The following is a 13,126-nucleotide window of genomic DNA, read 5'->3' as shown; positions in this document are numbered from 1 at the left end:
GGACTTAACGTAAAGCCGGTGCGAACCGGCAGGAGAGGTCAGGAAACATGCCATCCCTGATGAACATTTTTGGTGTCGCGGGTTCCGCGATGTCGGCGCAGTCGGAGCGGCTCAACGTGACGGCGTCGAACCTGGCCAACGCGGACAGCACGACGGGCCCCGACGGTCAGCCGTATAAGGCCAAGCAGGTCGTGTTCGCGGTGAGCCCGCTCGGCGGCGCGCGCACACGCTCCGGCCAGCAGGTCGGCGGCGTGCAGGTGACGGGCGTGGTCGACGATCCGTCGCCGATGAAGACCGCGTACGAGCCCGGCAATCCGGCCGCCGACGCGAACGGCTACGTGACGCTGCCCAACGTCGACCCGGTGCAGGAGATGGTCAACATGATCTCGGCCTCGCGCTCGTACCAGGCCAACGTCGAAACACTGAACACCGCCAAAACCCTGATGCTGAAAACGCTCACGATCGGAACCTGAGGAGAGAGCCTTGACCACCAACACCACGATCGGCGGCAGCGGCACGACCGTTTCGCAGACGCTGCTCGACACGATGAACGGCACGAGCAGCAGCTCGAGCGCGACCAGCTCGACGAGCAGCACGTCGGGCACGTCGGCGGCGGACCTGCAGAACACCTTTCTGCAGCTGCTCGTCGCGCAAATGAAGAACCAGGACCCGACCAATCCGATGGACAGCTCGCAGATGACCTCGCAGCTCGCCCAGATCAGCACGGTGCAGGGCATCAGCCAGCTCAATACGTCGCTCACCTCGCTGTCGACGCAGCTGTCGGCGGGCCAGCAGTCGCAGGCCGCGCTGCTGATCGGTTCGACCGTGCTCGCACCGGGCAACTCGATCACCGTGGCGAGCGGCAAGACGAACGAGTTCGGCGTCACGCTCGCGAACTCCGTCAGCGACCTGCAGATCGTCGTGAAGAACTCGGCCGGCACGATCGTCAACACGCTCGATCTTGGCAAGCAGTCGGCCGGCACGATTCCGGTTGGCTGGACGCCGACCGATTCGGCGGGCAACCCGCTCGCCGACGGCACCTACACGATCACCGCGACAGGCACGATCAACGGCCAGCAGGCGACGGCTACCACGCTCACCGGCGCGACGGTGCAAAGCGTCGTCCAGCAGAGCAGCGGCACGCCGGGCCTCGTGCTGTCGAACGGCTCGACGGTCGACCTGACCAGCGTCGCAGCGATCCTGTAGTCCGGATCCATTCAGTTACGACTTTACAGATACGGAGTACGTCATGAGTTACCAAACAGGTTTGAGCGGTCTGTCGGCGTCGTCGAGCGATCTCGACGTGATCGGCAACAACATCGCCAACGCCAACACCGTCGGCTTCAAGAGCGGCACCGCGGAATTCGCCGACATGTACGCCAATTCGGTCGCGACCGCGACGAGCCAGCAGATCGGTATCGGTACGCAACTCTCCGAAGTGCAGCAGCAATTCTCGCAAGGCACGCTCACGACGACGAACCAGGCGCTGAACGTCGCGATCAACGGCAACGGCTTCTTCCAGATGTCGAACAACGGCACGCTGACCTATTCGCGCAACGGCGTGTTTCAGCTCGACAAGAACGGCTTCATCACGAACGCGCAGGGCCTCGATCTGATGGGCTACGCGGCCAATAGCTCGGGCATCGTCAACACCGCGCAGACCGTGCCGCTGACGGTGCCGACCGCGAACATCGCGCCGCAGGCGACCACCTCGATCACCGCGGGCCTGAACCTGAACGCGCAGGACAACATCATGCTCGGCGCGCCGACGGCGACGCCGGGCGGCACCAACGCCGGCACGCTGAGTACGACCGGCGCGACGATCACCAACGCGGCAGCGGGCACCAACACCGACCAGTACACGATCAACTTCACGAGCCCGACCACCTACACGGTCACGGACAACACGCTCGGCACGACGACGGCGTCGCAGCCCTACACGGCCGGCACCGCGATCACGCTCGGCAACGGCGAGAGCATCACGTTCAGCGGCACGCCGGTGGCCAACGACAGCTACACGATCACGCAAAACCCGACCGCGTTCAACCAGAACAGCTCGTCGACCTACAACTACTCGACGAGCACGACGGTCTACGACACGCTCGGCGGCTCGCAGACCGTCAATATGTACTTCGCGAAGACGGGCTCGGGCACATGGAACGTGTACGCGGGCCCGTCGACCGGCACCGCTTCCCTGATCGGCACGGCGAACTTCAATTCGTCGGGCACGCTGGTCAGTACGACCGACGCGACGACCGGCCTCGCGACCGCGACGCTCGGCGCGTTCACCATGTCGATCCCGACCACCGACGGTTCGGGCACGCCGCAGAACGTCACGCTGAACATGGCCGGCACCACGCAGTACGGCGGCAAGGACGGCGTGAACAGCCTGTCGACCAACGGCTACGCGGCGGGCCAACTGACGAGCTTCACGGTCGGCTCCGACGGCACGCTGACCGGCAACTACTCGAACGGCCAGACCGCGGCGCTCGGCCAGATCGTGCTCGCGAACTTCTCGAACCAGAACGGCCTCGTCGACCTCGGCAACAACGAGTACGGCCAGACGGCTGCCTCGGGCGTCGCGCAGATTTCGACGCCGGGCTCGACCAATCACGGCGTGCTGCAAGGCGGCGCGGTCGAGAACTCGAACGTCGATCTGACGAGCGAGCTGGTCAACCTGATCACCGCGCAACGCAACTATCAGGCGAACGCGCAGACGATCAAGACCCAGCAGGCCGTCGACCAGACCCTGATCAACCTGTAAGCGGACGGGACCTCTTCATGGATCGGCTGATCTACACCGCGATGTCGGGCAGCGCGCAGGCGCTCGAACAGCAAGCGATCGTCGCGAACAACCTCGCGAACGCGTCGACCACGGGCTTTCGCGCGCAGCTCGAAACCTTCCGCGCCGTGCCGATGTCGTTCGGCGACGGCAGCACGATCAACGACGACACGACCCGCACCTTCGTGCTGTCGTCGACACCGGGCGCCGACTATACGCCGGGGCCGATCCAGCAGACGGGCAATCCGCTCGACGTCGCGATTCAGGGGCCGGGCTGGCTGTCGGTGCAGACCGCCGACGGCAGCGAGGCCTACACGCGCGCGGGCAATCTGCACATCGACGAAAACGGCCAGCTCGTGAACGCGACCAATCAGGTCGTGCTCGGCAACGGCGGGCCGGTATCGGTGCCGCCGGGCGCGCAGATCACGATCGGCAAGGACGGCACGGTGTCGGCGCTGACGCCGGGCGATCCGCCCACCGCTGTGGTCACCGTCGATCAGCTGAAGCTGGTCAATCCCGATCCGCAGTCGCTCACGCGCGGCGATGACGGTCTGTTTCGCACCGCCGACGGCAATCCCGCCGACGCCGATCCGACCGTGACGCTCGCGCCGGCGTCGCTCGAAGGCAGCAACGTGAATCCGGTCAGCGCGATGGTCTCGATGATCACCAACGCGCGCCAGTTTCAGATGCAGACGCAGTTGCTGGAAAACGCCGACAAGAACGATCAGTCCGCCAACCAGCTGCTCAGCTTCAGCTAACGGATTGCCACGGGGCGCCCTTCGAGGCGCGCTCCGAGACCGCTTTGCATGGGGCCGGAGTAAGCGCTAAAGCGCCAACTCCGCCCGACATTGGAGAACCATAAGTGAACCGCTCACTGTATATCGCCGCCACCGGCATGAATGCGCAACAGGCGCAGATGGACGTGATCTCGAACAACCTCGCGAACGTCAGCACCAACGGCTTCAAGGGCTCGCGCGCGGTGTTCGAGGATCTGCTGTACCAGACCATCCGCCAGCCGGGCGCGAACTCGACGCAGCAAACCGAACTGCCGTCCGGCATCCAGCTCGGCACCGGCGTGCAACAGGTCGCGACCGAGCGTCTGTACACGCAGGGCAACCTGCAGCAGACCGGCAACTCGAAGGACGTCGCGATCAACGGCGGGGGCTTCTTCCAGGTGCAGATGCCCGACGGCACGACCGCCTACACGCGCGACGGCTCGTTCCAGACCAACGCGCAGGGTCAGCTCGTCACGTCGAGCGGCTACCAGGTGATTCCGGCGATCACGATCCCGACCAATGCCACCTCGCTGACGATCGGCAGCGACGGCGCGGTGTCGATCACCGTGGCCAACTCGAGCAATACGCAGCAGCTCGGCACGATGCAGCTCGCGACCTTCATCAACCCGGCCGGCCTCGACGCCAAGGGCGAGAACCTGTTCTCGGAGACGGCGTCGTCGGGTGCGCCGAACGTGTCGCAGCCGGGTCTGAACGGCGCGGGCACGCTCAACCAGGGTTACGTGGAAGCGTCGAACGTGAATGTCGTGCAGGAACTGGTGAACATGATCCAGACGCAGCGCGCGTACGAAATCAACAGCAAGGCCGTGACGACCTCCGACCAGATGCTGCAGACCTTGAGCCAGATGCAGGTTTGAGGACTGGAAATTTAAGGCGGTAAACGATGATGTCGCACTCCACTCGCACTCCGGTTCATTCGCGCACGGCCGAGGCGCTCGTGCAGCTCACGCTGCTCGCCGCGCTCGGCGGCTGCGCCCAACTGCCGAGGGAACCGATCACCCAGCAGCCGATGAGCGCGGTGCCGCCGCTGCCGCCGCAGACGCAGGCGCCGGGCTCGATCTACAACCCGGGCTACGCGGGTCGGCCGCTGTTCGAAGACCAGCGGCCACGCAACGTAGGCGACATCATCACGATCGTGATCTCCGAGAACATCAACGCGACGAAGAACTCGGGCGCGAATGCGAGCCGCGACGGCAGCACGAAGTTCAGCGTGCCGACTTCGGGCTTTCTCAGCGGCCTGTTCGCCAAGACCAACCTGAACGCGACCGGCTCCAACGGCTTTACCGGCACCGGCGGCGCGAACGCGTCGAATACGTTCAACGGCACGATCACGGTGACCGTGACCGGCGTGCAGGCGAACGGCAACCTGGTCGTGAGCGGTGAGAAGCAGATGCTGATCAATCAGGGCAATGAATTCGTGCGCTTTTCCGGTGTCGTGAATCCCAACACGATTTCGAGTCTGAACGCCGTGTACTCAACCCAGGTCGCCGACGCGAAAATCGAATACTCCGCGAAGGGTTACATCAACGAAGCGGAGACCATGGGCTGGCTGCAGCGGTTCTTCCTCAACGTGGCGCCGTGGTGATCATGGGTACTGTCTTCAACACGCTGTCGCGCGCGGGCCGCGCACTGATGTTCGTCGCGCTCGCCTGCGCGGCGCTGCCGGCCGTGACGCCGGCGCACGCGGAGCGCCTGAAGGACCTCGTGCAGATCCAGGGCGTGCGCGACAACCCGCTGATCGGCTACGGCCTCGTGGTCGGCCTCGACGGCACCGGCGACCAGACCACGCAGACACCGTTCACGACGCAGACGCTCGCGAACATGCTCGCGAACCTCGGCATCTCGATCAACAACCAGGCGGCGGGCTCCAGCAACTCGCAGTCGTCGCTGTCGAACATCCAGTTGAAGAACGTCGCCGCGGTGATGGTGACCGCGGTGCTGCCGCCGTTCGCGCGGCCGGGCGAAGCGATCGACATCACGGTGTCGTCGCTCGGCAATGCGAAAAGCCTGCGCGGCGGCACGCTGCTGCTCACGCCGCTGAAGGGCGCCGACGGCCAGGTGTATGCGCTCGGCCAGGGCAACGTCGCCGTGGGCGGCGCGGGCGCGAGCGCGAACGGCAGCAGGGTGCAGGTCAACCAGCTCGCCGCGGGGCGCATCACCAGCGGCGCGATCGTCGAGCGCTCGGTGCCGACGGCGGTGTCGCAGGCGGGCACCATGCAGCTCGACCTGAACGACATGGACTACGACACCACGCAGCGCGTCGTCGCGGCGATCGACAACGCGTTCGGCAGCGGCACCGCGACCGCGCTCGACGGCCGCACGATCCAGCTGCGCGCGCCGGCCGATCCGCAGCAGCAGGTCTCGTTCATGGCCCGGTTGCAGAACCTCGAAGTGCGGCCCGGGCAGGCCGCCGCGAAGGTCATCCTGAACGCCCGCACCGGCTCGATCGTGATGAACCAGATGGTCACGCTGCAGAACTGCGCGGTCGCGCACGGCAATCTGTCGGTCGTGATCAATACGCAGCCGGTGGTGAGCCAGCCGGGCGCGTTCTCGAACGGCCGCACGGTGGTCGCGCAGCAGTCGCAGATCCAGATGAAGCAGGACAACGGCTCGCTGAAACTCGTGAACGCCGGTGCGAACCTCGCCGAAGTGGTGAAGGCGCTCAACGCGCTCGGCGCGACGCCCGCGGATCTGATGTCGATCCTGCAGGCCATGAAAGCAGCCGGCGCATTGCGCGCCGACCTTGAAATCATCTAAGGAGCACGCGAGATGAATTCCGATACGACCAATAGCGTCAACTCCGCCAACGATCTGACCAGCCGGTTCGCGCTCGACGTGCAGGGCTTCGGCGCACTCAGCGCGCAGGCGAAGGCCTCGCCGCAAGCCGGCATGAAGATGGCCGCGCAGCAGTTCGACGCCGTGTTCACGCAGATGATGTTGAAGAGCATGCGCGATGCAACGCCGCAGGACGGTCCGTTCGATTCGCACGACACGGCGACGTTCACGTCGATGATGGATCAGCAGATGGCGCAGCAGCTGTCGAAGAAGGGCATCGGCGTCGCCGACGCGATGCTCAAGCAGCTGATGCGCAACCAGGGCATGCAGGTGGGTGGCGCGAGCGGCGCGGGCGCGGCGGGTGGTCTCGCCGGCATGGCCAACGCGCTCGGCGGCGGTAGCGGCGGCGACGAAGGCCAGAGCGCGGCGCTCAACGCGCTCGCGCGTGCCTACGGCAATGCCCAGGCCAACGGTCAGCTCGGGCTCGGCCGCGCCTACTCGGCCAATAGCGCGCTGACGCCGCCGGTGCGCGGCGACGGCAGCTCCTCGAAGGTCGACGCGTTCGTCGACAAGCTCGCCCTGCCGGCGCAGGCCGCGAGCGCGGCGACTGGCATTCCGGCGCGCTTCATCATCGGTCAGGCCGCGCTCGAATCGGGCTGGGGCAAGAGCGAGATCAAGAAGGCCGACGGCTCGACGAGCCACAACGTGTTCGGCATCAAGGCGGGCAACGACTGGACCGGCAAGACCGTGTCGACGGTCACGACCGAATACGTGAACGGTAAGCCGCAGCGCACGGTCGAGAAATTCCGCGCGTACGACTCGTACGAGGAAGCGATGACCGATTACTCGAGCATGTTGAAGAGCAATCCGCGTTACGCGCAGGTGATCAATTCGTCGCGCGACGTGAACGGTTTTGCGAACGGCATGCAGCGCGCCGGTTATGCAACCGATCCGCATTACGCGAAAAAGCTGCTGTCGATCATGCAGAAAATGGGCTGATTAAAAATAACGCACGCGACGGGCATTAAAGCGGTTTTAAAGGTGTCGGTAAAAGCGGCGATAAAAGCAGCAGAAAAAGCGGCATCGGTAAAAAGCTCCGCAAAGTCCGGGGCGAGCAAGGTCGCGGGAAATAGGGCGGATACGCTTTTAACGTTTGCGCGAAATTTTCCGGCGAATATTTAAATTGAGCCCCTAAATTTTGGCTCGATGCTGCCGCTAACGAGTTAGACCCGATACCGGAATAGCGCTGTAAGGTCCGGTCGAACGCGTGTGTTGCGGCTTTGCATGAAGACCCTCAGAGTCCATGGCTAGGCCCTGGCACGTGCCCGCAAGAACATGCTTACCGGCAAGCCCATGGATATGAACCAGTCGAACGGCCTGATTGACACGAACGGTCAGCCGCACGTCCCGCAAAACGAGAGCGCTTCCGATTTCGGCCGCCGCAATCCGCTGGAAATCGGCGTGCAGCTGCGCAATATCGTCAATCGCGGCGATTTCCTCACCGTCGAATATGCGGGCGGGCAGATCGTCACGCGCCTGCTCGACGTCGACGTGCGCGAGCGCACCTTCACCTTCGATTGGGGCGCGCTCGCCGATCAGAACAAGGGGCTGCTCAACGCGCCGCGCTGCCAGTTCCACGCGTCGCCCGACGGCGTGCGCGTCGAGTTCACGACCCCGACGCCACGCGAGACGCGCTTCGAGGGAATGCCTGCGTTCGAGGCCGACTTCCCCGAGGTGCTGTTCTACGTGCAGCGCCGCGAGTATTTCCGCGTCGCCGCGCCGATTCTCGACCCGTTCATGTGTACGGGCCGCCTGCCCGAGGGCGACACGTTCCGCTTCGAGGTGCACGACCTGTCGCTCGGCGGCGTCGGGATGCGCACGACCGACCTGCGCGTCGCCGCGCTGCCGATGGGCGCGCGCCTGATGGACTGCGAGCTCACGCTCGGCGCGCTCGGCCGTCTGTCGCTCGATCTGCAGCTCGTGTCGCATCGCTCGCTCGCGCTGCCGAACGGCACGCAGCGCTATCAGCTCGGCTTCCGTTTCCTGTCGCTGCCGGGCAGCGCGGAAAACACGCTGCAGCGGCTGATCACGCAGCTCGAAATGAAGCGCCGCTCGCTGGCGCGCTGAGCGGCGAGCCAACGCGCGGTGCCGTGCGCGCGACGCCCGGCACCGCGCGAACGCTTTGGCCGACGAAGCAAACGTTGCACTCGCGTTGGAGGCAACAGCGCGGCAACGTCGCGCAAACGTCGCGGCGAGCGCAAACGAAGTGGAATGGCCCTCAATTTTTTGCACGTCGGGCCGTTAAAGAGGATGTTCCACTAACGCGGTGGCATGTCTGCGATGCCGCCCTTCAGGATGACGCATGTCCAGCAATCTGTTCAATATCGGCCTTAGCGGACTCAACGCGGCCCAGTGGGGTTTGACGACGACTGGTGAGAACATCAGCAACGCGTCGACACCCGGCTATACGATGGAAACCCCGGTGTATTCGGAGACGGGCGGCACGTATACCGGCTCCGGCTACCTGCCGATGGGCGTCTCCACCGACACCGTGACGCGCGCGTACAGCCAGTACCTGACGACCCAACTGAACAACGCGCAGTCGTCGAGCAGCGCGCTCACCGCGTACAACACGATGATCACCCAGCTCAACAACCTCGTCGGCAGTCCGACCGCCGGGATTGCGAGCGCGATCAGCGGTTACTTCACGGGGCTGCAGAACGTCGCCAACAACGCGTCGAGCGTGTCGGCGCGGCAGACCGCGATCAGCGACGCGCAGACGCTCGCGAACCAGATCAACGCGGCGGGCCAGCAGTACGACCAGTTGCGCTCGAGCGTCAACACGCAGCTGAGCAACTCTGTTGCGCAGATCAACACCTACACCGCGCAGATCGCGTCGCTGAATACGCAGATCACGCAGGCGAGCAACCAGGGCCAGCCGCCGAACCAGCTGCTCGACGCACGCGACCAGGCGGTGTCGAACCTGTCCCAGCTGATCGGCGTGTCGGTCGTGCAGGACAACGGCAGCTATAGCCTGTTCATGTCGAGCGGACAGCCGCTCGTGCTGGCCGGCAACAGCTTCAATCTCGGCACGGCGACTTCGTCGGGTGATCCGAGCGAGCTGTCGGTCCAGTATCTCGGCCAGGCCGGGGCAAAGCCGACACCGACGCCGCAGACGCTGTCCGACACGAGCGTGTCCGGCGGCACGCTGGGCGGACTGCTGCAATTCCGCTCGCAAACGCTCGATCCGGCCGAGGCGCAACTCGGCGCGATCGCGACCAGCTTCGCCGCGCAGGTCAATGCGCAGAACGAACTCGGCCTGACGCTGAACGGCACCGCGGGCGGCGCGCTGTTCACGGTCGGCTCGCCGACCGTGTACGCCAACTCGCAGAACACCGGCAACGCTACGCTCGGCGTCTCGTTCGCCGACGCGACCCAGCCGACCACGGGCGACTACACGCTGTCGTACGACGGCAGCACCTACACGCTGACCGACAACCAGACCGGCAGCATCGTCGGTTCGGCGGCGAACCTGACCAACCCGATCGGCGGCCTGCAGTTCTCGGTCGCGAGCGGCACGATGAAGGCCGGCGACTCGTTCTCGGTCGAACCGACCCGCGGCGCGCTCGACGGCTTCGCGCTGACCACCACGTCGGCGTCGGCAATCGCGGCCGCGGCGCCGGTGCTCGCGTCGGCGTCGACGTCGAACACCGGCACCGGGACGATCACGCAAGGCACGGTATCTGCCGGCTACAGCGCGCCGACCAGCACCTCGACGATCACTTACACCGCGGGCACCGGCCTGACCGGCTTCCCGGTCGGCACGGTGGTGACAGTCGCCGGCTCGCCGTCCACGCAGTACACGATCAGCTCGGCGACGACCGCGGTGCCATACTCGCCGAGCTCGGGCGCGACGCTGACGATCACCAACCCGAGCAATTCGGCGAGCGCGGGCGTGATGAACAACGTGACGGTCACGATCAGCGGCACGCCCGCCAACGGCGACTCGTTCACGATCGGACCGAACACCGGCGCGACCAACGACGGCCGCAACGCGCAACTGCTGTCGAACCTGACTTCGGCGCAGGCTCTCAACGGCGGCACCTCGACGCTGACGGGCGCGTACGCGAGCTACGTCAACAACATCGGCAACCAGACCACGCAGATCCAGACCTCGGCGACCGCGCAAAGCACGCTCGTCGCGCAGATCACGTCGGCGCAGCAGTCGGTGTCGGGCGTCAATATCAATGAGGAAGCGGCCAACCTGCTTCAGTACCAGCAGCTCTATCAGGCCAACAGCAAGGTCATCCAGACGGCGCAGACGCTGTTCCAGACTTTGCTTGGCATCTTCTCGTAAGGCGGAACCATGCGAATTTCGACCCAGCAGTACTTCAGCATGAACGTCGCGAACATGAGCAATCAGCAGGCTCAGTTGTCGCAGATCTATCAGGAAATCTCGAGCGGCCAGAGCCTGACCACGCCCGCCGACAATCCGCTCGGCGCCGCGCAGGCCGTGCAGCTCAGCTCGACGGCGTCCGCGCTGTCGCAGTACGCGACGAACCAGAATGCGGCGCTCACGTCGTTGCAGGCCGAGGACTCGACGCTCTCCAACGTCATCACGACGTTGCAAAGCGCGAACACGTTAGGCCTGCGCGCCGGCGACGGCAGTTTGAACGACGCCGACCGCACGGCGATCGCCGCGCAGCTGACCGCCCTGCGCGACCAGCTCGTCACCTCCGCGAATGCGACCGACAGCTCGGGCAATGCGCTGTTCGCCGGTTTCCAGAATTCGACCCAGGCCTTCACGACAAATGCGGCCGGCAACGTCACCTATACGGGCGACACGGGCACGCGCACCGTGCAGGTCACCGGCAGCAACGCGGTCTCGACCGGTGACAATGGGCTGTCGGTGTTCATGAGCGTCGGCGCGACCAACGCGCAGCCGATCGCCTCGGGCGACCCGGCCAATACCGGCAGCGGCGTGATCGGCGCGGTGTCGGTCAAGGATCCGACCAACGCGGGGAACGCGGACTCGTACCAGATCCAGTTCAGCGGCAGCGGCAGCTCGCTCACCTACACGGTCACTGACACGACGACCGGCGTCGCGGGCACGGCGCAGCCGTACACGGCGGGCTCGGACATCACGATCGCGGGCCAGACCGTCGAAATCACAGGCACGCCGGCGGCCAACGACAAATTCACGGTGCAGCCGGCCAACCAGGCGGGCACCAACGTGTTCGCGAACCTGAACGCGATGATCGCCGCGCTCCAGCAGCCGGTGAGCGGCAACCCCGCGGCCTCGGCGAACCTGCAGAACGCGTTGAATACGGGCCTGTCGCAGCTTGGCAACACGCTGAACAACGTCACCGCGGTGCAGGCATCGGTCGGCGGCCGCGAGCAGGAAGTCAAGGCGCTGCAAACGGTTACGGAGACCAACTCACTGCAAACGCAAAGCGATCTCGCGGACCTGACCCAGACCGACATGGTCTCGACGATCAGCAAGTACTCGATGGAGCAGGCGGCCTTGCAGGCTTCGCAGCAAGCGTTCGTGCAGATCCAGAACATGTCGCTGTTCCAGTACATCAACAGCTGATGCCGCTCCGGCGGCGCAATAAAGAAACCGGCGCGAGCCGGTTTTTTTATGTCCGCGATTTTCGGCGTTATCTCAGCGCCGCCGCGACCCGTCCCATCTCATCGATGCCGTTATCGAACAAGCGCACGAAGAACGGGATCATGTTCGGCAGCATCAGCTGCACGAGCAGCAGGCCGACCAGCATCGTCAGCGGAAAGCCGATCTGGAACACGCCGATCTGCGGCGCCGCGCGATTGAGAATGCCGAGCGCGAGGTTCGCGATCAGCAGTGCGACGACGACCGGCAACGCGAGCAGCAGCCCCGCCGAGAAGATCGAGCCGCCCCAGTTCGCGAGCGTTTGCCAACCGTGCGGCGCGAGCAGGTTCGCCGACACCGGCACCGACTGGAACGTCGTCACGAGCGCGGCGATCATCTGCAGATGACCGTCGACGGCGAGAAACACCAGCGTCGCGATCGTCGTCATGTAGCGTGAGATCACGACGCCCGAGCCGGTCGCCTGCTGGTCGAAGAAGGTCGCAAAGCCAAGGCCCATGCCGAGGCCGATGAAGTAGCCGGTCGCGTCGATCGCCTGGAACACGACCTGCATCGTCACGCCGAGCGCGATGCCGATCAGGAACTGGTTGACGAGAATCCACACGCCGGCCGCGGAAAACACGGTGACCTGCGGCAGCGCGCCGATCGTCGGGGCGACGATGATCGTCGCGAACGCGGCGAGACCGATTTTCACGCGCGAGGGCAGCGACATGTTGCCGAGCACCGGCGCGGTCGCGATCAGCGCGGCGATGCGCGCGAACGGCCACAGGAACGCGGTCAGCCAGACGTTCAGTTGCGCGTAGGTGACCGTGAACATGGAGTGGGGAGGGCAGACGTGCCAGCGGCGCTCAGTTGACGAGCGTCGGAATGCTGGTGATCGTGTGGCGCAGATAGTCGAGCATCGTGGTCAGCATCCATGGTCCGGCGATCACCAGCGTGAGCGCGATCGCGAGCAGCTTCGGGATGAACGACAGCGTGCTTTCGTTGATCTGCGTGGCAGCCTGGAACAGGCTCACGACCAGACCGACGACGAGCGCGACGAGCAGCAGCGGGGCGGCCAGCACGAGGCCGACGTACATGGCCTGGTGGGCCAGCGTCATGACTGCTTCGGGTGTCATCGTGAGTGCCTGAGGAACAAGGAGTCGAAAA

General features: G+C 65.2%; 13 protein-coding genes. 11 read left to right on the top strand and 2 right to left on the bottom strand.

Features of this window, described 5'->3' with window-relative positions; all coding sequences use genetic code 11:
• Positions 1-47: 47 nt before the first annotated feature.
• The 11 genes from flgC (at position 48) to flgL (ending at position 11,944) form a co-directional block, all read left to right on the top strand.
• Positions 48-473, top strand: a complete 426-nt coding sequence (gene flgC / locus OKW29_RS34770; protein ID WP_026225509.1) for a flagellar basal body rod protein FlgC — start codon at positions 48-50, stop codon at positions 471-473.
• A 10-nt stretch (positions 474-483) separates the two neighbouring features.
• Positions 484-1,206: a flagellar hook assembly protein FlgD gene (locus OKW29_RS34765; RefSeq protein ID WP_429294124.1), complete on the top strand. Its 723-nt coding sequence runs from the start codon at positions 484-486 to the stop codon at positions 1,204-1,206.
• Between the two features lie 43 nt (positions 1,207-1,249).
• Positions 1,250-2,764: a flagellar hook protein FlgE gene (locus OKW29_RS34760; protein WP_429294123.1), complete on the top strand. Its 1,515-nt coding sequence runs from the start codon at positions 1,250-1,252 to the stop codon at positions 2,762-2,764.
• A gap of 17 nt (positions 2,765-2,781) precedes the next feature.
• Positions 2,782-3,540: a flagellar basal-body rod protein FlgF gene (flgF, locus tag OKW29_RS34755; protein WP_429294122.1), complete on the top strand. Its 759-nt coding sequence runs from the start codon at positions 2,782-2,784 to the stop codon at positions 3,538-3,540.
• Between the two features lie 104 nt (positions 3,541-3,644).
• Positions 3,645-4,433 carry a flagellar basal-body rod protein FlgG gene (gene flgG / locus OKW29_RS34750; protein WP_187612742.1) on the top strand — a complete coding sequence of 263 codons (789 nt, stop codon included), beginning with the start codon at positions 3,645-3,647 and terminating at the stop codon, positions 4,431-4,433.
• 29 nt (positions 4,434-4,462) lie between these two features.
• Entirely contained in the window at positions 4,463-5,161 is a 699-nt protein-coding gene (gene flgH, locus OKW29_RS34745) for a flagellar basal body L-ring protein FlgH (protein WP_184069942.1), read from the top strand.
• Positions 5,162-5,163: 2 nt separating this feature from the next.
• A complete protein-coding gene (locus OKW29_RS34740; RefSeq protein WP_429294121.1) occupies positions 5,164-6,333 on the top strand; it encodes a flagellar basal body P-ring protein FlgI in 1,170 nt (389 codons plus the stop codon).
• Between the two features lie 12 nt (positions 6,334-6,345).
• Positions 6,346-7,350 (top strand): flagellar assembly peptidoglycan hydrolase FlgJ, encoded by a 1,005-nt coding sequence (gene flgJ / locus OKW29_RS34735; RefSeq protein ID WP_429294120.1) that lies wholly within the window; start codon positions 6,346-6,348, stop codon positions 7,348-7,350.
• Between the two features lie 354 nt (positions 7,351-7,704).
• Positions 7,705-8,478 (top strand): flagellar brake protein, encoded by a 774-nt coding sequence (locus tag OKW29_RS34730; RefSeq protein WP_184069747.1) that lies wholly within the window; start codon positions 7,705-7,707, stop codon positions 8,476-8,478.
• A 235-nt stretch (positions 8,479-8,713) separates the two neighbouring features.
• Positions 8,714-10,708, top strand: a complete 1,995-nt coding sequence (gene flgK / locus OKW29_RS34725) for a flagellar hook-associated protein FlgK (RefSeq protein WP_429294119.1) — start codon at positions 8,714-8,716, stop codon at positions 10,706-10,708.
• A gap of 9 nt (positions 10,709-10,717) precedes the next feature.
• Positions 10,718-11,944 carry a flagellar hook-associated protein FlgL gene (gene flgL, locus OKW29_RS34720; protein WP_429294118.1) on the top strand — a complete coding sequence of 409 codons (1,227 nt, stop codon included), beginning with the start codon at positions 10,718-10,720 and terminating at the stop codon, positions 11,942-11,944.
• A 67-nt stretch (positions 11,945-12,011) separates the two neighbouring features.
• Here the strand turns inward: flgL and fliR are convergent, their stop codons facing one another.
• Both fliR and fliQ read right to left on the bottom strand, forming a co-directional pair.
• The gene (gene fliR / locus OKW29_RS34715; RefSeq protein ID WP_184051828.1) at positions 12,012-12,794 is read right to left on the bottom strand and encodes a flagellar biosynthetic protein FliR; all 783 of its coding nucleotides are present in this window, start codon (positions 12,792-12,794) and stop codon (positions 12,012-12,014) included.
• A gap of 31 nt (positions 12,795-12,825) precedes the next feature.
• Positions 12,826-13,095: a flagellar biosynthesis protein FliQ gene (fliQ, locus tag OKW29_RS34710; protein ID WP_090802525.1), complete on the bottom strand. Its 270-nt coding sequence runs from the start codon at positions 13,093-13,095 to the stop codon at positions 12,826-12,828.
• Between the last annotated feature and the right edge of the window lie 31 nt (positions 13,096-13,126).

This window comes from Paraburkholderia sp. CI3 (assembly GCF_050436505.1).
Taxonomy (GTDB): domain Bacteria; phylum Pseudomonadota; class Gammaproteobacteria; order Burkholderiales; family Burkholderiaceae; genus Paraburkholderia; species Paraburkholderia tuberum.
The sequence above is the reverse complement of the archived record's forward strand: the minus strand, read 5'-3'. Positions and strand labels throughout refer to the sequence as shown.

What these genes read in the sequence shown, in the direction of transcription:
- flgC (WP_026225509.1), top strand. Translation starts at nt 48, where the DNA reads ATGCCATCCCTGATGAACATTTTTGGTGTCGCGGGTTCCGCGATGTCG.
- OKW29_RS34760 (WP_429294123.1), top strand. Translation starts at nt 1,250, where the DNA reads ATGAGTTACCAAACAGGTTTGAGCGGTCTGTCGGCGTCGTCGAGCGAT.
- flgF (WP_429294122.1), top strand. Translation starts at nt 2,782, where the DNA reads ATGGATCGGCTGATCTACACCGCGATGTCGGGCAGCGCGCAGGCGCTC.
- flgH (WP_184069942.1), top strand. Translation starts at nt 4,463, where the DNA reads ATGTCGCACTCCACTCGCACTCCGGTTCATTCGCGCACGGCCGAGGCG.
- OKW29_RS34740 (WP_429294121.1), top strand. Translation starts at nt 5,164, where the DNA reads ATGGGTACTGTCTTCAACACGCTGTCGCGCGCGGGCCGCGCACTGATG.
- flgJ (WP_429294120.1), top strand. Translation starts at nt 6,346, where the DNA reads ATGAATTCCGATACGACCAATAGCGTCAACTCCGCCAACGATCTGACC.
- OKW29_RS34730 (WP_184069747.1), top strand. Translation starts at nt 7,705, where the DNA reads ATGGATATGAACCAGTCGAACGGCCTGATTGACACGAACGGTCAGCCG.
- flgK (WP_429294119.1), top strand. Translation starts at nt 8,714, where the DNA reads ATGTCCAGCAATCTGTTCAATATCGGCCTTAGCGGACTCAACGCGGCC.
- flgL (WP_429294118.1), top strand. Translation starts at nt 10,718, where the DNA reads ATGCGAATTTCGACCCAGCAGTACTTCAGCATGAACGTCGCGAACATG.
- fliR (WP_184051828.1), bottom strand. Translation starts at nt 12,794, where the DNA reads ATGTTCACGGTCACCTACGCGCAACTGAACGTCTGGCTGACCGCGTTC.
- fliQ (WP_090802525.1), bottom strand. Translation starts at nt 13,095, where the DNA reads ATGACACCCGAAGCAGTCATGACGCTGGCCCACCAGGCCATGTACGTC.